Below are 17,433 nucleotides of genomic sequence, written 5' to 3'. Positions count from 1 at the left end.
CGGCGGGCGGGACCGCTTGTGTTCTCTTCCGGCCTGCCCGTCCGCCGCGCCCTGGAGTCCCCATGCCGCTCACCGCCCGCGCCCTGCTGCTCGACATGGACGGCACGCTGGTGAACTCGGACGCCGTGGTCGAGCGCTACTGGCGGATCTGGGCCACCGAACAGGGACTGGACCCCGCCGACGTGCTCCCGGTGGTCCACGGCCGCCAGGCGCACGCCACCATGGCGGCGCTGCTGCCGGACCGGCCCATGGAGCGGAACCTGGCCGACAACCGGTGGATGCTCGAACGGGAGACCACCGACCTCGACGGCATCGTGCCGATCACCGGCGCGCCCGCCTTCATGGCCGCGCTCGCCGGTCTGCCGCACGCCCTGGTCACCTCCGCCGACGACGGCCTGGCCCGGGCCAGGATGGAGGCGGCCGGACTGCCGCTGCCCGCCGCCCTGGTGACGGCGGAGCGGGTCGGGGCGAGCAAGCCGGACCCGGAGGGCTTTCTGAAGGGCGCCGCCGAACTGGGCTTCGCGCCGGGGGACTGCGTGGTCTTCGAGGACTCGGAGGTCGGCATCGCGGCGGGCCGGGCGGCCGGGATGCGCGTGGTCGGCGTCGGCCCGCGGGCCGCGGCCCACGCGCCGGACGCCCACGTGACGGACCTGTCGCGGCTGCGGGTCGAGGCGCTGCCCGGCGAGGGCGGCCTGCGGCTGCACCTCGCGGACTGAGCGCCTCCCACACCCCTCGAAGGACCTCTCAGCGGCTCACGCCGCCACGGCCTCGTACAGGCTGAAGGCGCCCAGCGCCAGCATCACCAGCGCCGCGACCTTGGTGATCAGCCGCAGCGGTACGTGCTTCATCAGGGTGCGGCCGCCCAGGATGCCCAGTCCCGCGACCGCCCACAGCGCCAGCACCGCGCCCACGCCGACCGACAGCGGATCGTCGTAGCGGGCGGCGAGGTTGGCGGTCATGATCTGGGTGAGATCGCCGAACTCGGCGACCAGGATCAGCGAGAAGCCCGCCCCGGCGACCTTCCAGAAGGACTGGTCGGCGGGCTTGCTGACCTCCTCCTCCCCGTCGTCCTTCTTCAGCAGCAGGATCGCCGCGCCACCGAGGAAGAGCACACCGACGACCGCCTGCAGCAGGCGGTGCGGCAGCAGGCCGAGCACGCTGCCCGCCGCGATGGCGATCCCGACGTGGATGGCGAAGGCGGCGGCGACGCCGGCGAAGACGTACGAGGCGCGGTAGCGGGTGCCGAGCATCAGCCCGGCCAGGGCGGTCTTGTCGGGCAGCTCGGCGAGGAAGACGACGCCGAAGACCACGGCGGCGACGGTGAAGCTGAACACGGGCTGGATACCTCATAGGATCGGGCCGCACCGAGGGGCCCTTGGAGAGGGGTCGCTTCGGCACGGCAGCGTCGGACACTGCGGCCGAAGGTCTCGCTGGCGTACGCGGCCCACCTGACCGGCGGTGCCTCGTACGCTCCGGGCGCCGGCCCGCACCTCATGGGGCGGGCAGTATGTCGACGGTCCGGCGAGGAGCTACTCCCCTTCTGCTGCCGACCAGCCTACGGGACGCCTCCGCAGCGCCCTCCCCCGGGTCGCCACCCCGTCGCGCCGCCGGGGTGGAACAGCGGCACACGGCCCCGGAACGGCGGGCGACGGCGACGCCGGGGCGCACTCACCCACCCCTTCACTTCCTGAAGCCCCTTGCGTTGACATGACCGCGTCGCCACTCTGTTACCTGGCGCCTGCCCCACGTCCACCCGGCGCCACCACGATGGCCGCGTTGCCGTGGCCAACGACCCCCCACTCCTAGGGAGTTCGCATGTCGCACATGCACGATCGCCGACGCGTCTACGCGCGTCGCGCCGCCGTCTTCGGTGGCTTCGCCGGGCTGCTGGGCACGCTGGTGCTCAGCGGACCGACCGCCCAGGCGGCCCCGCCCACCCCGCCGAGCGCCGCCACCGCCCGCACCCAGCTGGCCGGGCTGACGGTGAAGGCCGAGGGGTCGTCCGACGGTTACAGCCGGGACAAGTTCCCGCACTGGATCACCCAGAGCGGCTCCTGCAACACCCGGGAGGTGGTCCTCAAGCGCGACGGTACGAACGTCCAGACCGACTCCAGCTGCGCGGCCACCAGCGGCACCTGGAAGTCCGCGTACGACGGCGAGACCTGGACCGCCGCCTCCGACGTGGACATCGACCACGTCATTCCGCTCTCCGAGGCGTGGAAGTCCGGCGCCAGCGGCTGGACCACCGCGCAGCGCCAGGCGCTCGCCAACGACCTGACCCACTCGCAGCTGATAGCCGTGACGGACAACGTCAACCAGGCCAAGGGCGACAAGGACCCGGCCAAGTGGCTGCCGCCGCTCGCCTCGTACCACTGCATGTACGCGCGCATGTGGGTCTCGGTGAAGTACACCTACAAGCTCACCGTCGACTCGGCGGAGAAGTCCGCGCTGAGCGGCATCCTGAACGGCTGCTGACCGGGCGGAACCGCGAAGCCGCCTCCGTCGTTCCGTACCGTACGACGCGTACGGTACGGACGCGGAGCGACGGAGGAGGGCCGGATGGCCGGGCTGCGCCTGGGACCACTGCTGCGGCACGTGGACTGGGAGACGGGGACGGACGCGACCGTCTGGGTGGAGGCCGACCGGCCCTGCGAGGCGGAGGTGCGCTGCGCCGACGGCGCGGGCGGCACGGCCCGCACCTGGCAGATCGCCGGGCATCACTACGCGCTGATCCCGGTCGGCGGGCTGCGGCCGGGCGCCGAGACGGCGTACCGGGTGCTGCTGGACGGCGAGCAGGTGTGGCCGCTGCCGGACTCCCGCTTCCCGGATTCCACGATCCGTACGCCGGACGTGTCCGGCCCCTCCAGCCCCGCGGAGCCCGTGCGGGTCGCCTTCGGCTCCTGCCGGTGGGCCGCGCCGCCGTCCGACGCCTCGCACGACCCGGTGGGCCCCGACGCCCTGGACACCCTCGCGCACACCCTGGCCACCTCGCCGGACGCCCCGCGCCCCGATGTGCTCGTGCTGCTGGGCGATCAGGTGTACGCGGACGAGACGTCCACCGAGACCCGCCGCTGGCTGGCCACCCGCCGCGATCTGTCGGAGCCGCCGGGCGACCAGGTCGCGGACTACGAGGAATACACGCGGCTGTACTACGAGTCCTGGCTCGACCCCGAGGTGCGGTGGCTGCTGTCCACCGTGCCCAGCTGCATGATCTTCGACGATCACGACGTCATAGACGACTGGAACACCAGCGAGGCGTGGCTGAACCGGATGCGCGCCACCCCGTGGTGGCGCGAGCGCATCCTGAGCGGCCTGATGTCGTACTGGGTGCACCAGCACCTGGGCAACCTCTCCCCCGCCGAACTCGCCGCCGACGGCCTGTACGCGGCGGTGCGGGACACCGAGGACGGTACGGAGGCGCTGCGGGCCTTCGCCGCCCGGGCCGACGCCGACCCCGCGTACACCCGGTGGAGCTACCGTCGCGACTTCGGTCCGGTGCGGCTGCTGATGGTCGACACGCGCGGCGCGCGGGTGCTGGGCGAGGGCACCCGGGCCATGGTGGAGGACAAGGAGCTGGCCTGGGTGCGGCAGCAGGCCCTGGAGGGGGCCGGGACGTACGACCACCTCCTGATCGGCACCTCCCTGCCCTGGCTGCTGCCGCACTTCGTGCACGACGTGGAGGCGTGGAACGCCTCGGTGTGCGGCGGCCGGCGCGGGGCGCGCTGGGCGCGCATCGGCGAGGACCTGCGGCAGCGCGGCGACCTGGAGCACTGGGCCGCCTTCCCCGAGTCCTTCGACGCCCTGACCGATGTGATCGCCGAGGTCGGGGAGGGGCCCGGCGCACCCGCCACGATCAGCGTCCTGTCGGGCGATGTGCACCACGCGTACATCGCCGAACCGGACTGGTCCCGCTGGCCGCGCCGCCCGGTCAGCGAGGTCCGCCAGCTGACCTGCTCCCCGGTGCACAACAGCATCCACGCCTCGATCCGCTTCGGGTTCCGCTTCGGCTGGAGCCGGGCGGGCCGCGCCCTGGGCCGCGTCTTCACCCGCCACGGCCGCGTCCCGGCGCCCCGGCTGAGCTGGCGGAAGACCGGCGGCCCCTGGTTCGGCAACCAGCTGATGACCCTGACGCTCCAGGGCAGGGCGGTGCGGCTGCGCCTGGACCAGGCCGTCCAGGCGGCCGGGGCCCCGGAGCCGCGTCTGACCACCCCGTTGCGGACGTCCTGGCCCGAGGGCGGACAGCTTCCGCCGGAGTGATACGGGACACAACGGAGGGGGACGTTCCGCTCCGCGGGTGGAAACCCCCGGGGTGACCGGCATGATGGGCGCGATCCTGCGTCACATCTGCCCCGGGAGTAACACCTTGGCCGGAGAGCCCCACGCCATAGCCATCGTCGGGGCCGGTCCCCGCGGCACCAGCGTGCTGGAGCGCCTCTGTGCCTCCGCGCCGGAGCTGACGCCGGGGACCCGGCTGACCGTGCACATCGTGGACCCCTCCCCGCCCGGCGCCGGGCGGGTGTGGCGGACCGCGCAGCCGGGCGAGTTGCTGATGAACACCGTCGCCTCGCAGGTGACCCTGTTCACCGACGAGAGCGTCGAGTGCGACGGGCCGATACGCACCGGGCCGAGCCTGTACGAATGGGCCACCGGCCACGGCGCCGGCGCCACCGCCCCTTCACCCGGGCCGGACGACTATCCGAGCCGCGCGCTCTACGGCCGCTACCTGGAGTGGGTGTTCGCCGAGGTCGTCCGCACCGCCCCGGCCACCGTCACCGTCCGCCCGCACCCGGCCCGCGCCATCGCCCTGGAGGAGGCGCCGGACGGCACCCAGACCCTGGCCCTCGACGACGGCACGCGCCTCGGCGGCCTGCGCGCCGTCGTCCTGGCCCAGGGCCATCTGCCCCGTACTCCCGACGAGACGGAGCGGCGGCTCGGCGCCCACGCGGCCCGGCACGGGCTGCGCTACTACCCGCCCGCCAACCCCGCCGATGTCGACTTGTCGCCCATCGCGCCCGGGGAGGCCGTACTGCTCCGCGGCCTCGGGCTCAACTTCTTCGACCATATGGCGCTGCTCACCGAGGGCCGCGGCGGTTCGTACACGGCCGCGGCCGAGGAACCGGAAGGGCTGGTCTACCACCCCTCGGGCCGTGAGCCACGGCTGTACGCGGGCTCCCGCCGCGGCATTCCGTACCACGCCCGCGGCGACAACGCGAAAGGTGCGCACGGCCGTCACACCCCGTTGCTGCTGACCCCGGACGTCCTCGAAGACTTCCGCAAGCGGGCGGACTCCGGCGATCCGCCGGACTTCCTCACCGAGGTGTGGCCGCTGGTGGCCAAGGAGGCCGAAACCGTCTACTACGAGGCCCTGCTGTCCCGCCAAGGCCCGGGCGCCCCGGCACGCTTCCGACGTCACTTTCTGGCCACTTCCCCCGGGTCCCCCGAAGAGGCCGCCGTCCTCCTGGAATTCGGCATTCCGGCAACCGGGCGGTGGTGCTGGGAGACGATCTCCCAGCCGCACCGCGAACAAAACTTCACCACGCGTGACGCCTTCCGGCGATGGCTGCTGACGTACGCGCGCGCGGACGCGGCCCACGCCCGGCTCGGCAATGTGACCGGTCCGGTCAAGGCCGCGCTCGACGTCCTGCGCGACCTCCGGAACGAGGTGCGGCTGATCGTCGACCACGCCGGGCTCTCCGGGGTCTCGCGCCGGGCTCATCTCGACCGCTGGTACACCCCGCTGAACGCGTTCCTGTCGATCGGCCCGCCGCGCCGCCGGATCGAGGAGATGGCCGCGCTGATCGAGGCGGGGGTGCTGGAGATCCTGGGTCCAGGTCTGGACGTCACGGCCAAAACACCTGATGGCTCGTCAGGTGGCCCCGGCTTCGCCGCCCGTTCGACCCGGGTCCCCGGCCCCCCGGTCGTCGCCCGGACGCTGATCGAGGCGCGGCTGCCGGAGCCGGATCTGCGCCGCACCGCCGACACGCTGCTGAGCGGACTGCTGCGCTCCGGGCAGTGCCGACCGCACCGGGTGGAGGGCTACGAGACGGGCGGACTGGACGTCACCCCGGCCCCCTTCCGGATCGTGGACGCGCAGGGGCGGCCGCATCCGCGCCGGTTCGCGATCGGAGTGCCGACGGAAGGCGTCCACTGGGTGACCGCGGCGGGGGCGCGCCCCGGCGTGAATTCGGTCACCCTGTGCGACACCGACGCGGTGGCGCGCGCCGTACTGCGCCTCGCGACGACGCCCGAGCCGCGCCGGAACATCGCCCCGATGTGCGCCGTGGGGCTCTGAGGAGCGGCCCCGACACGGCCCCGAAGGCCCGTACCGGGCCCCCACATTGGCAGGAACTTGAACTTGCAACAAAAGATGAGGGGAACCTAACCTGGCGTCCCGTTGTTTCTCCGTCCCCAGGAACAAAAGGAGCAATCCCCTCATGTCTCCCGACACCAATCCCCGCTCACTCGACGGCCTGCTGGACACCGGCAGGCCGTACGCCCTCTCCCTCTTCCGGATCGTCGTCGGCCTGCTCTTCTTCTGCCACGGCGCCTCGTCGCTGCTCGGCTGGATGGGCGGCGTGATGGGCACCGGCAAGACCATCGAGGCGGGCACCTGGCCCGGCTGGTATGCCGCGGTGATCCAGCTCGTCGGCGGCGCCCTGGTGATGCTCGGCCTCGGCACCCGCGTCGCCGCGTTCATCTCCTCCGGCTCGATGGCCTACGCGTACTTCCACGAGCACCAGCCGGAGAAGCTGTGGCCGCTCCAGAACGGCGGCGAGCCGGCGGCCATGTTCTGCTGGGCGTTCCTGCTCATCGTCTTCACCGGCCCGGGCCCCTGGGCGCTGGACCGGATCTTCGGCTCGTCCCGCGCGTCCTCCGCGGCGGCCGGACCGCAGCGTCAGCCGAGCGCGGTCTGACCGACGGGCACCACGTCACGATCCGCTCCGTGACGTGCCCGGACAGCACGAACGGTGAACGTGCCGTGAATCGCACCATGCGGGGCCACGTGCCCCGCATGGCGTGATTCGAACAGCATCGTCACCCCTTACCGGTATCCTCGATCGTCACAGGCGTACGCTGTATGGCTGTACAGGTCGCTCCCGCCCGCCCCGCGCGGACATGGACGCGGCGGCGGGGGAACGGGATCGGGAGAAGAACGTTGTTGGAACATTTGGGGTCGCTGACCAACACCCCATGGATCTACGCAGTCATCGCGGTCTCGGTCCTGCTCGATGTCTTCCTGCCCGTCCTGCCGAGCGGCTTCCTCGTCATCACGGCCGCCACCGCCGCCGCGGGCACCACCGTCGACCCGGTCGGCGTGGTGCGCCAGGCCGACGCGGCCGACTTCCCCGAGATGTTCGCGCTGCTGCTGTGCGCCGCCACCGCCTCCGTCCTCGGCGACATGGTCGCCTACCGGCTGGCCTGGCGCGGCAGCGACCGGCTCGACCGGGCCATCGCCCGCTCCCGCCGACTCACCTCCGCCCAGGAGAAGTTGGGCACCGCGGTGGTGCGCGGCGGCGGAGCACTCGTCGTCATAGCCCGCTTCGCCCCCGCCGGACGGTCGGTCGTCAGCCTGAGCGCGGGCGCGGCACACCGTCGGGTGACGGAATTCCTGCCCTGGTCGATGGTGGCCGGTCTGGCCTGGGCCGCGTACAGCGTGGCGCTCGGCTACGTCGGCGGCCAGTGGCTCGGCGCCAGCTGGCTGGGCACGGCGGTCTCGGTGCTCGCGCTGTTCGCCGCGGGCGCGGGCGCGGCGTATGTGATGCGGCGTCCGGCCGAGGACGAGGCCGGGCAGCTCGCGGTCGCCGCGGCGGGCCCGGTGCCCCCGGTCCCGTAGCGTACGCAAGGTTCCGTAGCGTCATGTCGGGGCCTGCCGGGCATCGCTGAGCGCCGCCGGACGCCGCTGATGCGTCGTCGGGCGCCGTTGTTGCGTCGATTACGGATCACCCGGGGATTGCCGTTACGGTCCTCCCCATGCGACCCACGCGTCCCATGCGTCCCATGCGTCACTTCGTCCCCCCGGTCCCGGCATGCTGAGCCGTGCGGCCGGGATGTTCGCGGCATTCGTCGCCGGTCTCGCGCTGGTCGTCGCTGCCATCCTCGTCGTACGGCAGATCATGACGCCCTCCGAGCCCGAGCTGCCCGTCATCCCGGACGCGCGGCGCCCGACCGTGGAGCGGGCGGCGAAGGTGTGCTCCCCGCTGAGCGTGCCGCTGCTGGCCGCGCAGATCCACGCGGAGAGCGGCTGGCGGCCGGACGCGGACTCCGGGCACGCCCAGGGCATCTCGCAGTTCGCCCCGGACACCTGGAAGGAGTGGGGACGGGACGGCAACGGCGACGGCAAGGCCGACGTCTGGGACCCCCGGGACGCCATCCCCTCCCAGGCGCACTACATGTGCCACCTGTACGACGTGGTCGAGCGGATCCCCGGCGACCGGACGCGGCTCGCCCTGGCCGCGTACAACGCGGGACCGGGCGCGGTGCTCCGGGCGCGCGGCATCCCGACCATCCACGAGACCCGCGGCTATGTGGACCGGATCGTGGGCACGCTGCTGCCCCAGTACCGGAAGAGCGAGGCGCGCTACCAGCGGAGCGAGGCGAAGCGCGACCGCGCCCGCACCGCCTCGCCGTCCGCCTCCGCCCCGCCCTCCCCCAAGGCTCCCTCGCCTCTGCCGGCACGGGTCCGCACGGACTACCCGGCAGCGGCTATGAAGTCCTCCACGGCCCGCACGAGTTCCAGCGGCGTCTCGTCGGCGGGATAGTGCCCCGCTGACGCCAGCTCGACCAGGTCGGCGTTGGCGTACCAGCGCAGCCAGGTCCGGCGCATCACCTCCGCGGTGAGCGCCGGATCATGGGCGCCGACCACCACCCGCACCGGCAGCTGGGAGCCGTCCACCTCCTCGTGGAAGTCCTCCAGCGCCCAGGAGTCCAGCCACGCCCGGAGCGCCTTGGCGTCGCTCTGCTCCAGCGAATGCCGCACCATCAGGTCGAGCCAGGCGTCCGGATGGCGGCTGCCGGTGGTGAGGTCGATGATCGCCCGTCGGCATTCGGGCCGGTCGGCGGCCGACGTGAACAGCTCCCACTGCTCACCCTCCATCGGCACCCCGCTCGCCGGTACGGGAGCCACCCCGACCAGCCGCCGGACGCGGTGCGGGGCCGCCGCCAGCACGCGCTGGACGACGGCGGCGCCCATCGAGTGCCCGAGCAGCGAGAACCGCTCCCACTCCAGATGGTCGGCGAGCGCGAGCAGATCCCGGCCCGCCTCGCTGGTGGTGTACGCGCCGGGGACGTCACGCGCCTCCCCGTAGCCGCGCAGATCGGGCAGTACGTAGGTGAACGCGCGCCGGTCGATGTGCGGCAGCATCGCGGCATAGGCGGCACGGTCCGAGAACCAGCCGTGCACCGCCATGACATGGTGCGGTCCTTCGCCGACGGTCTCATACGGTGGAACGAGGGGTGGAACAAGCGGTCCCATGGCACCTCCGGTCCCAGTCGAATGCGGACACGCGGCGCGCGCCCGCTGGTGGACAACGGTGGCGTCTCGCGCGGAAGTGGGCAAGCCCGGTGCGCATATGCGCTGGGCGTCATCCGTACGGGTCACCCATACGGCTCACCCTGACGGCTCACCCTGGTGGCTCACCCGTACGGCGGGCCGCCCGCGCCGGTCCGCGTGTCCGGTCGTGGCCGCCGGGCCGTCCGTAGTGTCATGGCCGCTGTGGTGGGCGACGAGCGCGGGTCCGACGACGAGGGCGGCAGCGGGACCACGCCTCCGCGCACCGCCGCCTTGCGCACCGCCGCCGTGATCATCGCCGTGGCCGCCGTGTACTACGCGGGCGCCAGGCTCGGTCTGCTGCAGGAGCTGGTACGCGGTCAGGTCACCCCGCTGTGGCCGCCGACCGGGATCGCGCTGACCTGCCTGCTCCTGCTGGGCCCGCGCAGCTGGCCCGGGATCACCCTCGGCGCCCTCGCGGTCAACGCCCCCATCGGCCCCGCGCCCCTCGCCGTCCTCGCGATCGTCGCGGGCAACACCCTGGCCCCGCTGTGCGCGTATCTGCTGCTGCGGCGAGCGGGCTTCCGTACGGAACTGAACCGGCTGCGGGACGCGCTGGCCCTGGTCTTCCTCGGCGCCCTGACCGGAATGCTGATCAGCTCCACGCTGGGCACCGCCGCCCTCGTCCTCGCGAACGCCCTCCCCGCGAGCGCCTTCTGGCCCACCTGGTCGGTGTGGTGGACCGGGGACGCGATGGGCGTCCTGGTGGTCACGCCCCTGCTGCTGGCCGCACGCCGGGCCCGCCTCCCGCGCGGCGTCACCCCGTACCGCCGGCTGGAGGCGGCCGCGCTGCCGCTGGGCACGGCGGCCGTCATGCTGGTGGCCACCCGTACGGCCGCCAGCCTGCTCTTCCTCGTCTTCCCCTTCCTCATCTGGGCGGCCCTGCGCTTCCAGCTCCCCGGCGCCGCGCCCTGCTCGCTCATCGTCACCGTCCTCGCGATCCAGGCCACGGCCGAGGGCGTCGGCCCCTTCGCGGGCCACTCGCTGCTGACCCGGATGGTCACCCTCCAGGCCTTCAACGGCTCCACGACCCTGACCGCGCTCCTCCTCGCGGCGATCATCGCCGAGCGCGACCACACGCGGCGGCAGATCGAGCAGGTGTGCGTCCAACTCGCCGAAACGGTGGTGCGGCTGAGCCCGGGCGAGCGGGAACCGGGCCGGTAGAAGCGGCATCTACGAGTCCGTACGCCTGCGTACGACTGCGTACGACTGCTACCGGTGCCGCGCACCCGGACCGCGAGGGGATCCATGACCACGAAGGCAACCCGCCACCTCTACCTCACCCGGCACGGCGAGGCGACCGAGGACGAGCGCGCGCTGACGGACAACGGCCGCCGCCAGGCCGTCCTGCTCGGCAAGCGGCTCCGGAACGTCCCCCTGACCACCATCCACCACGGCCCGCTCCCCCGCGCCGCCCAGACGGCACACCTGATCGCCGCCCAGCTCGACGGCGTCCCCACGCACGTGTGCGAGCCCGCCGGGGACTACGTCCCGCACACGCCGGAGCGCGACGAACTCCCGCCCGACTCCGCCGACGTGCTCCTCGACTTCGTCCACCGCGTACCGGCGGACGAGCGCGCCGAGGGCCCGCGGCTGGCCCACGAGGCTCTGGAGCGCTTCACGGGCCCGGCGCCCGGCGCCGAGGACCGCCACGAACTGGTCGTCACCCATGCCTTCCTCATCGGCTGGCTCGTCCGCGCCGCGCTCGACGCACCGCCATGGCGCTGGATGGGCCTCAACCACGACAACGCGGCCCTGACCGTCCTCCGCTACCGCCCGGGCTTCCCCGTCTCCCTGCACTGCTACAACGACACCTCCCACCTGCCGGCGTCTCAGCCGGACCGTACGGACCGGAGATGAGCCGGACGAAGGCCGGACCCGTGCTGTAGGGCCCGGCCTTCCGCATCCGAGTCACGTGCAGCCCAGCAACGTGAATAAGGACGGGAATCACGGTACGGCCACCCACCGACAGCCGCCGGAGCCTGTGGACAACCACCCCGACGGGTGCCGGTCGCCCTCCGCTCCAGCACGGCTCCACCGGCGCAGGGCACACTTGCTACGCCTGTTCGGCCCGCGCGCCCGCCTTCCGTTCCGCAATAATGAACACCCGGAGGTAGCCAGTGATCGCCGAGAGCAAGCACAAGGGTGATCCCGCCCCGATCAAGCCGTGGACGCCCCCGCCGCCTCCCCCGCCGGACGGCGATCAGCCGTCGAAACAGAGGTGAGGATCCGTTGACCGATCGGTGGCAGGAACGCCACACCGCACTCCTCGACACCCTCGCCGCGTCGGGGGCGTTGTCACCGGACTGGCGCGGCGCGTTCGAGGTCGTGCCGCGCCACCGATTCATCCCCGCGGACATCTGGGAGCAGAAGGCCACCTGCGTGCCGGTCACGACGGACGATGCCTGGTGGGACCTGGTCTACCGCGACGTACCGATCGTCACCCAGGTGGACGACGGACGGGGCGACGGCCCCGGGCTGGCGACCTCGTCCAACTCCATGCCCACCATGGTGGCCCGGATGCTCGGTGCGCTCGATGTCGCCGCCGGGCACCGCGTACTGGAGATCGGCACCGGCAGCGGGTGGAACGCGGCGCTGCTCGCCGAGCGACTCGGCAGCGCGAACGTCACCTCCGTCGAGGTCGACGAGGCGCTGGCGAAGAGGGCCGCGAAGGTCATCGAGGCGGCGGGTTACCGCCCCGACGTCGTATGGGGCGACGGTGGGCGCGGCTGGGAATCCGCGGCGCCCTACGACCGGATCATCGCCACCTGCGCGGTGCGCCGCATCCCCCACGCCTGGGTGCGGCAGACCACCGTGGGCGGGATCATCGTCGCGCCGCTGGCCGGGGATTTCTGGTCCGGAGCCCTGGTACGGCTCGAGACGACCGCGGGCGGCACGGCCCGCGGCCGGTTCATCGGAGGCGCCAGGTTCATGCCGATGCGCTCCGAACGCCCCCGACCGGACGCCCCCGTGGACAGCGGCACCGGCCGACGCGGCAGCCCCGGCCCACTCCCGCTGGACGCGCCGGCCGACCTGGGCTTCGCCCTCTTCGCGGGCGCGCGGCTGCCGGGCGTGGTCATGGCGGACGGGACGCAGGACGGTACGTACCAGGTGTGGCTCCACGACCGGGAGGGTTCGGCCGCCACCGTCAACGCCCAGGAGACGTGGCAGTACGGTCCCCGCGACCTGTGGCAGGAAGTCACGGCGGTATACGACGACTTCGTCGCCGCCGGAAGCCCGGGCGCCGACGTTTTCGCGCTGACGGTGACCTCCGAGGGCCAGCAGGTGTGGCTGCCCCCTGACTCACAGGGCCGCTGACAGTTCCTCGCGCAGCCCCTCCAGGGCGGTGTGGTCGTCTTCCGTACCGGTGTGCGGGGCGGTGAACCAGCGCGCGTACTCGTCGATCTCGGACAGCCGCCAGTCGAGCGCGAACAGCTCGACCATCGCGGGGTCGGCCTGCAGGCGGTCGCCCGCGCCCGCGGTGAGGAGGTCGGCGTAGTCCCGTTCGCGGGGCGCGAGGGCCAGCGACTCCCAGTCGACCAGCCGCAGCCCGTGGGCGGCCACGACCTGGTTGTCGTTGTGCGGCTCGCCGTGGGTCGGCACCCAGGAGTCCTGGTGGGCGAGGGCGAGGTCCGCGAGTTCGTGGTACCGGCGCGTCCATCGCGCGATCGCGTCAGCGTGGTCGGCGAGCGCGGTGCGGGCCTGCTCCGCCAGCGGCCCGGACGCCCAGGGCCGGGCGGTGCGGGTCCGCAGCGTGTCGGCGAACCCGGGGCCGACGCGCGGGGCCCACCGTGACAGGCCGTCCGGTGGCGCCGCGGCGTGCAATGCGGCCAGTGCGGCGAGGACCGCCCGGACGTGGCCGGGTTCGCGCGCCTCCTCCTCCGTCGGGGTCCGCCCCTCCAGCCACGGCGTCACGCTGAGCACCCCGGCCCCGACGTCGACCGTGAACCGCCCGGACCGGGCGGGCAACGGCGCGCACACCACGTGCAGCCCGGCCCCGGCCAGCGACGCGGCCCCCGCGTAGGCGGCCTCCAGCGACGCGGCGGTGTGTCGGGGCTCCAGTTGGTCCAGCGTGACGAACAGCGTCGTCCCACCACCGGCCACCTGCCAGTGGTGCGCGCCGAACCCCCAGGGCAGGTGGTCCACCTCGGCGGCCTCGGGCAGCCAGTGCGCGGCTACCGCGCGCGCGACCGCGTCGTCACTGATGAAAGAGGGACGGGAAAGCACAAGGTCTCACCCTAGAAACCGCGCGGGCCGCCGTCACCGGATTTTCGGCGGACGACGCCGGGACGGCGTGTGAGGCGGTCTTGCGAGTCACCCCACCACTCCCGAAACTGCTCGCCGAGGGGCACACCGGCAGGGGGAGAGACGCGATGGCGACACGACGAGGACGTAGACGAGCCTTACGCCGCAGGGCCTGGCCCACCGGCGCCGCACTCCTCTTCATCCTGGCCCTGAACTGGGACACGGTGTGGCCGTACGTCGTCGGCGTGACCCTCGTGGCACTGCTCGGTGGTACCGCCTGGTGGCTCCGTACGACGCACCGCACCACGGTCGCCGGACATCGCGCCTGGCAGGCCGAGGAGGAGAACAAGGCGCGCGAGCGCTCCATGTCCGAGGTCGACGCCATGACATGGCAGCGCTTCGAGCGATACGTCGCGGAGCTGTGCCGCCGCGACGGCTGCACCCAGGTCATCGTCTCCGGCAAGTCGGGCGACCTGGGCGCCGACGTCATCGGCCTGATGCCGGACGGCCGGCGGCTGGTGGTCCAGTGCAAGCACTACGCGCCGCACCGCACCGTATCGAGCGGGGACATGCAGAAGTTCCTGGGCACCGCGAAAGCCGAACACGGCGCGGACGTCGCGATCTTCGTCACCACGGCCACCTTCACCCGCGCGGCCCAGGCCCTCGCCACCAAGCACGACATCCTCGCCCTCCACCGCAACCTGCTCGGCGCCTGGGTCAGGGGCTCCACCCTGCAGTCCCTGATCCCCCTCAACGGCGCGGGCAGCGGCGGCCCGCCACGCGGACGCCGGGCGAGGTCACAAGCGTTTCGACGCTGAAGTTCGGCCCGGACGCCCCTCTGCTGAGGCATTGTCAGTGCAGACAGCACAACTTTAGGTTGGCGATCAGATGATGCCGACGAGACAAGGGCGAGGAGGAGTCCGATGCCATGAACAGACGAGGGCTGGACCGCGACGGAGTGATCGCACGCGAAGGCGCACTGGACCGAGTACCGGTAGCGTTCATCCCCATCGTCGATGCCGCACGCACTCATATCGCCGATACGTTCGATCCAACGCGCCTGCACAGCGCCTACCTCTATGGCAGCATCCCCCGCGGCACCGCCACACCCGGCGTCTCCGACCTCGACCTTCAGCTCGCCCTCGATGACGAGCCCACCGAAGCCGACCGCGCTGACGCCAAAACGATCGAGGCCACACTCGACCAGACCTTCCCCCAGATCGATGGCGTCGGAATCCTGCTGACGAGCACGCGGGTCCTGCTCAGCGATCTCGAACGTCACGACGCCGGATTCTTCATCGCCTGCCTCTGCACCCCGCTTCTCGGCCCCGACCTCGCGGAACAACTGCCCCGTTACCGCCCCACGGCCACCCTCGCGCGCGAAACCAACGGCGACCTCGCCCGCGTACTCCCTCGCTGGCGCGCCAAAGCCGCCGAAGCCGTCACGGACGCCGATCGCCGGACCCTCAGCCGTCTCGTCGGCCGTCGCCTCGTCCGCACGGGATTCACCCTGATCATGCCCCGGTGGGGTGGCTGGACCAGCGACCTCGACCAGTCCGCCGAACTCTTCGGCCGCTACTACCCCGAGCGCGTCGAACAGATGCGCATCGCCGCGTCCACCGGCCGCGCGCCCTCCCCCGACCCGGCGGTGCTCGGGATGCTCATCAACGACCTGGGTCCCTGGCTCGCAGCGGAATACACAGCCGTGCACGGCGAGAAAGCCCCACGACCCTGACGGCCCAGACCATGATTGCCTGAGTCGTTGTCCGTACTGGTGGAACAGCCCTAGGTTGGCGGGCAGACGATCCGACTGGGACAAGGACGAGGGGGACTCCGTAACACATGGCTCGCACTCGATGGCAACCGCCGGAGAGCCTCTTCAACGCCGCGAATCGTGTGGTCCGGCCGCTCCTCCGGTCCCGGCTGCATCCGCTCGTGAGCGGTCGGCTCATGCTGCTCACTTACGAGGGCGCCAAGTCCGGGCGCACCTACGCGATTCCGGTGGCCTACTACCGATGGGATCCGGACGAGGTGTGGGCGTTCGGCGCGCGGACCGGCTGGATGAGCAACTTCCGGTCCCCTCGCGCCGTACGTCTGCTGCTGCGTGGCCGCGACGTACGGGCCGAGGCCACGGCCGTCGAGGACCGGGAGCAAGTGGCACGCCTGCTGGAGGAACTCGTCCAGCGCAAGGGCCCCGGCGCGATCCGGGACCCGTACGCCGGGCTGCCCCGTGACCGTCACCCCTGGCACGAGGAGGCGCTGGCCGCGGCGGACCGGCTGCGCATCGCGCGCTTTCGCCTGTCGGCCAAGCCCTGAAGGTCCTCAGGCCCGGTCGAGGCGAAGCCGCTCAGCCCTCGGCAGCCCCGCCACCACCAAGTCGTACGAGTCCTCGATCAGCTCCCGGACCAGCTGGTCCGGAAGGTCGCCATCCACCGTGACCGTGTTCCAGTGGCGCTTGTTCATATGCCACCCCGGCACGATCAGCCCCGGGTGGTCACCCCGCAGCCGAATCGCGACCTCCGGCTCGCACTTCAGATTCACCGTGAGCGGACGCGCGTCCAGGGTCGACAGCGCGAATATCTTGCCGCACACCTTGAAGGCCGAGACCTCCGGCACCCGCGGGAAGGGAAACTCCTCCGCGGCCGCGTTGAAGGACACACAAAAGGACCGCAGCTGCTCGGGGGTCACTCCAGGTCTCCTCGATCTCGAATCTCAACGGATGGCCACGGTGACGGCCTCTGCCCCATCCTCCACCATGTGCATCCACGCATGGATGAGCCCTCAGCGAGCGGCCGTGCAGACTGCTCCGTATGGAGGTCATCGAGGTATTACCGAGCCTGCGCATGCTCCGCTTTCCCGTGGGGGCGGCCTATCTGTGGCGCGACGGCGACGAGCTGACCCTCATCGACACCGGGACGGCCGACTGCGCGGCGGAACTCGAAGGAGCGCTGGACGGTGTGTTGCGGCGGATCGTGCTGACGCATTGGCACGAGGACCACACCGGCTCGGCGGCCGAGTTGGCCGACCGGCACGGAGCGGAGGTGGTGGCGCATCGGCTGGAGGCTCCGGTGATCCGCGGAGAGGAGGTCGGGGCGCCACCGGTGCTGGAGGAGTTCGAGGTGCCGATCAAAGCGGCCCTCCCACCGCTGCCGCCCGCTCCGCCGTGCCGAGTGGACCGCGAGGTCGAGGACGGCGATGTGCTGCCGTTCGGCGGCGGGGCGGTGGTGGTCGCGGTGCCCGGACACACGGACGGCTCGATCGCACTCCACCTGCCCGGACCGAAGGTGCTGTTCACCGGCGACGCGGTCGCCAACGTCGGCCACACCATGCTGGGCGTCTTCAACACCGACCGCGCCCGGGCCATCGAGTCGCTGCACCGACTGGCCGAGCTCGACGCCGACACGGCGGCATTCGGCCACGGCGACCCGATCCCCCACGGCGCGGGGGCGGCCCTGCGAGGAGCGTCGGCCGCAGCCACGTGACGCTCGCGGAATCGGGAAACCCCAAGCCGGGCCCCTTCGGGCCGGGTGAGGGCACTCGTCGTGTCAAGGAAGCGCGACGGCCCTCACCGGATTGAGGGCCGATCGACCGTACCCGCCAGGGCCCCGGGGGTACCGTTCTGAGTGTCTAGGTCAGGACGG

General features: G+C 72.3%; 18 protein-coding genes. 14 read left to right on the top strand and 4 right to left on the bottom strand.

The genetic code is table 11. The features are described from left to right. Positions 1-62 precede the first annotated feature (62 nt). Positions 63-716 (top strand): HAD-IA family hydrolase, encoded by a 654-nt coding sequence (locus ACFZCY_RS06060; protein WP_391169832.1) that lies wholly within the window; start codon positions 63-65, stop codon positions 714-716. 36 nt (positions 717-752) lie between these two features. On the opposite strand, the gene ACFZCY_RS06055 is transcribed toward ACFZCY_RS06060, so the two are convergent. Next, positions 753-1,334 carry a TMEM165/GDT1 family protein gene (locus ACFZCY_RS06055; RefSeq protein WP_391169831.1) on the bottom strand — a complete coding sequence of 194 codons (582 nt, stop codon included), beginning with the start codon at positions 1,332-1,334 and terminating at the stop codon, positions 753-755. Positions 1,335-1,815: 481 nt separating this feature from the next. Here ACFZCY_RS06055 and ACFZCY_RS06050 point away from each other — a divergent pair, with 481 nt between their 5' ends. From ACFZCY_RS06050 to ACFZCY_RS06025, 6 genes are all read left to right on the top strand, one after another. Then, positions 1,816-2,475: a DUF1524 domain-containing protein gene (locus ACFZCY_RS06050; RefSeq protein ID WP_391169830.1), complete on the top strand. Its 660-nt coding sequence runs from the start codon at positions 1,816-1,818 to the stop codon at positions 2,473-2,475. Between the two features lie 84 nt (positions 2,476-2,559). Next, a complete protein-coding gene (locus tag ACFZCY_RS06045) occupies positions 2,560-4,257 on the top strand; it encodes an alkaline phosphatase D family protein (protein ID WP_391169829.1) in 1,698 nt (565 codons plus the stop codon). A 64-nt stretch (positions 4,258-4,321) separates the two neighbouring features. Next, a complete protein-coding gene (locus tag ACFZCY_RS06040) occupies positions 4,322-6,292 on the top strand; it encodes an FAD/NAD(P)-binding protein (protein ID WP_391170370.1) in 1,971 nt (656 codons plus the stop codon). A 142-nt stretch (positions 6,293-6,434) separates the two neighbouring features. After that, on the top strand, positions 6,435-6,914 hold the full coding sequence (locus tag ACFZCY_RS06035) for a DoxX family membrane protein (protein ID WP_391169828.1): 480 nt from the start codon (positions 6,435-6,437) through the stop codon (positions 6,912-6,914). A 242-nt stretch (positions 6,915-7,156) separates the two neighbouring features. Then, positions 7,157-7,834 (top strand): VTT domain-containing protein, encoded by a 678-nt coding sequence (locus tag ACFZCY_RS06030; protein WP_391169827.1) that lies wholly within the window; start codon positions 7,157-7,159, stop codon positions 7,832-7,834. Positions 7,835-8,027: 193 nt separating this feature from the next. Continuing rightward, a complete protein-coding gene (locus ACFZCY_RS06025) occupies positions 8,028-8,759 on the top strand; it encodes a transglycosylase SLT domain-containing protein (protein WP_391169826.1) in 732 nt (243 codons plus the stop codon). On the opposite strand, the gene ACFZCY_RS06020 is transcribed toward ACFZCY_RS06025, so the two are convergent. Then, positions 8,690-9,472 (bottom strand): alpha/beta fold hydrolase, encoded by a 783-nt coding sequence (locus tag ACFZCY_RS06020; RefSeq protein ID WP_391169825.1) that lies wholly within the window; start codon positions 9,470-9,472, stop codon positions 8,690-8,692. The genes ACFZCY_RS06025 and ACFZCY_RS06020 overlap by 70 nt on opposite strands. Before the next feature lie 231 nt (positions 9,473-9,703). On the opposite strand from ACFZCY_RS06020, the gene ACFZCY_RS06015 reads away from it, so the two are divergent. The 3 genes from ACFZCY_RS06015 to ACFZCY_RS06005 all read left to right on the top strand — a co-directional run bounded on the left by ACFZCY_RS06015 (position 9,704) and on the right by ACFZCY_RS06005 (position 12,865). Beyond that, on the top strand, positions 9,704-10,711 hold the full coding sequence (locus ACFZCY_RS06015; protein WP_391169824.1) for an MASE1 domain-containing protein: 1,008 nt from the start codon (positions 9,704-9,706) through the stop codon (positions 10,709-10,711). Positions 10,712-10,795: 84 nt separating this feature from the next. After that, positions 10,796-11,407 (top strand): histidine phosphatase family protein, encoded by a 612-nt coding sequence (locus tag ACFZCY_RS06010; protein WP_391169823.1) that lies wholly within the window; start codon positions 10,796-10,798, stop codon positions 11,405-11,407. A gap of 372 nt (positions 11,408-11,779) precedes the next feature. Continuing rightward, positions 11,780-12,865, top strand: a complete 1,086-nt coding sequence (locus ACFZCY_RS06005) for a methyltransferase domain-containing protein (protein ID WP_391169822.1) — start codon at positions 11,780-11,782, stop codon at positions 12,863-12,865. Here the strand turns inward: ACFZCY_RS06005 and ACFZCY_RS06000 are convergent. Further along, positions 12,851-13,774, bottom strand: a complete 924-nt coding sequence (locus ACFZCY_RS06000; protein WP_391169821.1) for a phosphotransferase — start codon at positions 13,772-13,774, stop codon at positions 12,851-12,853. The two genes, ACFZCY_RS06005 and ACFZCY_RS06000, sit on opposite strands and share 15 nt — an antisense overlap. A 146-nt stretch (positions 13,775-13,920) precedes the next feature. Between ACFZCY_RS06000 and ACFZCY_RS05995 the strand changes: the two genes are divergently transcribed. From ACFZCY_RS05995 to ACFZCY_RS05985, 3 genes are all read left to right on the top strand, one after another. After that, the gene (locus tag ACFZCY_RS05995) at positions 13,921-14,610 is read left to right on the top strand and encodes a restriction endonuclease (RefSeq protein WP_391169820.1); all 690 of its coding nucleotides are present in this window, start codon (positions 13,921-13,923) and stop codon (positions 14,608-14,610) included. Between the two features lie 110 nt (positions 14,611-14,720). Then, positions 14,721-15,527, top strand: a complete 807-nt coding sequence (locus tag ACFZCY_RS05990; protein ID WP_391169819.1) for a nucleotidyltransferase domain-containing protein — start codon at positions 14,721-14,723, stop codon at positions 15,525-15,527. A gap of 200 nt (positions 15,528-15,727) precedes the next feature. Next, a complete protein-coding gene (locus tag ACFZCY_RS05985) occupies positions 15,728-16,108 on the top strand; it encodes a hypothetical protein (protein WP_391169818.1) in 381 nt (126 codons plus the stop codon). 6 nt (positions 16,109-16,114) lie between these two features. On the opposite strand, the gene ACFZCY_RS05980 is transcribed toward ACFZCY_RS05985, so the two are convergent. Continuing rightward, complete coding sequence (locus ACFZCY_RS05980; protein ID WP_391169817.1) at positions 16,115-16,480, bottom strand: MmcQ/YjbR family DNA-binding protein; 366 nt, start codon at positions 16,478-16,480, stop codon at positions 16,115-16,117. Between the two features lie 122 nt (positions 16,481-16,602). Here ACFZCY_RS05980 and ACFZCY_RS05975 point away from each other — a divergent pair, with 122 nt between their 5' ends. Beyond that, complete coding sequence (locus ACFZCY_RS05975) at positions 16,603-17,274, top strand: MBL fold metallo-hydrolase (RefSeq protein ID WP_391169816.1); 672 nt, start codon at positions 16,603-16,605, stop codon at positions 17,272-17,274. The last annotated feature ends 159 nt before the right edge of the window (positions 17,275-17,433 follow it).

It is taken from the genome of Streptomyces sp. NPDC007983 (assembly GCF_042958345.1).
GTDB lineage: Bacteria > Actinomycetota > Actinomycetes > Streptomycetales > Streptomycetaceae > Streptomyces.
The sequence above is the reverse complement of the archived record's forward strand: the minus strand, read 5'-3'. Positions and strand labels throughout refer to the sequence as shown.

What these genes read in the sequence shown, in the direction of transcription:
- ACFZCY_RS06060 (WP_391169832.1), top strand. Translation starts at nt 63, where the DNA reads ATGCCGCTCACCGCCCGCGCCCTGCTGCTCGACATGGACGGCACGCTG.
- ACFZCY_RS05995 (WP_391169820.1), top strand. Translation starts at nt 13,921, where the DNA reads ATGGCGACACGACGAGGACGTAGACGAGCCTTACGCCGCAGGGCCTGG.
- ACFZCY_RS05990 (WP_391169819.1), top strand. Translation starts at nt 14,721, where the DNA reads ATGAACAGACGAGGGCTGGACCGCGACGGAGTGATCGCACGCGAAGGC.
- ACFZCY_RS06050 (WP_391169830.1), top strand. Translation starts at nt 1,816, where the DNA reads ATGTCGCACATGCACGATCGCCGACGCGTCTACGCGCGTCGCGCCGCC.
- ACFZCY_RS06020 (WP_391169825.1), bottom strand. Translation starts at nt 9,472, where the DNA reads ATGGGACCGCTTGTTCCACCCCTCGTTCCACCGTATGAGACCGTCGGC.
- ACFZCY_RS06035 (WP_391169828.1), top strand. Translation starts at nt 6,435, where the DNA reads ATGTCTCCCGACACCAATCCCCGCTCACTCGACGGCCTGCTGGACACC.
- ACFZCY_RS06010 (WP_391169823.1), top strand. Translation starts at nt 10,796, where the DNA reads ATGACCACGAAGGCAACCCGCCACCTCTACCTCACCCGGCACGGCGAG.
- ACFZCY_RS06040 (WP_391170370.1), top strand. Translation starts at nt 4,322, where the DNA reads ATGGGCGCGATCCTGCGTCACATCTGCCCCGGGAGTAACACCTTGGCC.
- ACFZCY_RS06025 (WP_391169826.1), top strand. Translation starts at nt 8,028, where the DNA reads ATGCTGAGCCGTGCGGCCGGGATGTTCGCGGCATTCGTCGCCGGTCTC.
- ACFZCY_RS06045 (WP_391169829.1), top strand. Translation starts at nt 2,560, where the DNA reads ATGGCCGGGCTGCGCCTGGGACCACTGCTGCGGCACGTGGACTGGGAG.
- ACFZCY_RS05975 (WP_391169816.1), top strand. Translation starts at nt 16,603, where the DNA reads ATGGAGGTCATCGAGGTATTACCGAGCCTGCGCATGCTCCGCTTTCCC.
- ACFZCY_RS06015 (WP_391169824.1), top strand. Translation starts at nt 9,704, where the DNA reads ATGGCCGCTGTGGTGGGCGACGAGCGCGGGTCCGACGACGAGGGCGGC.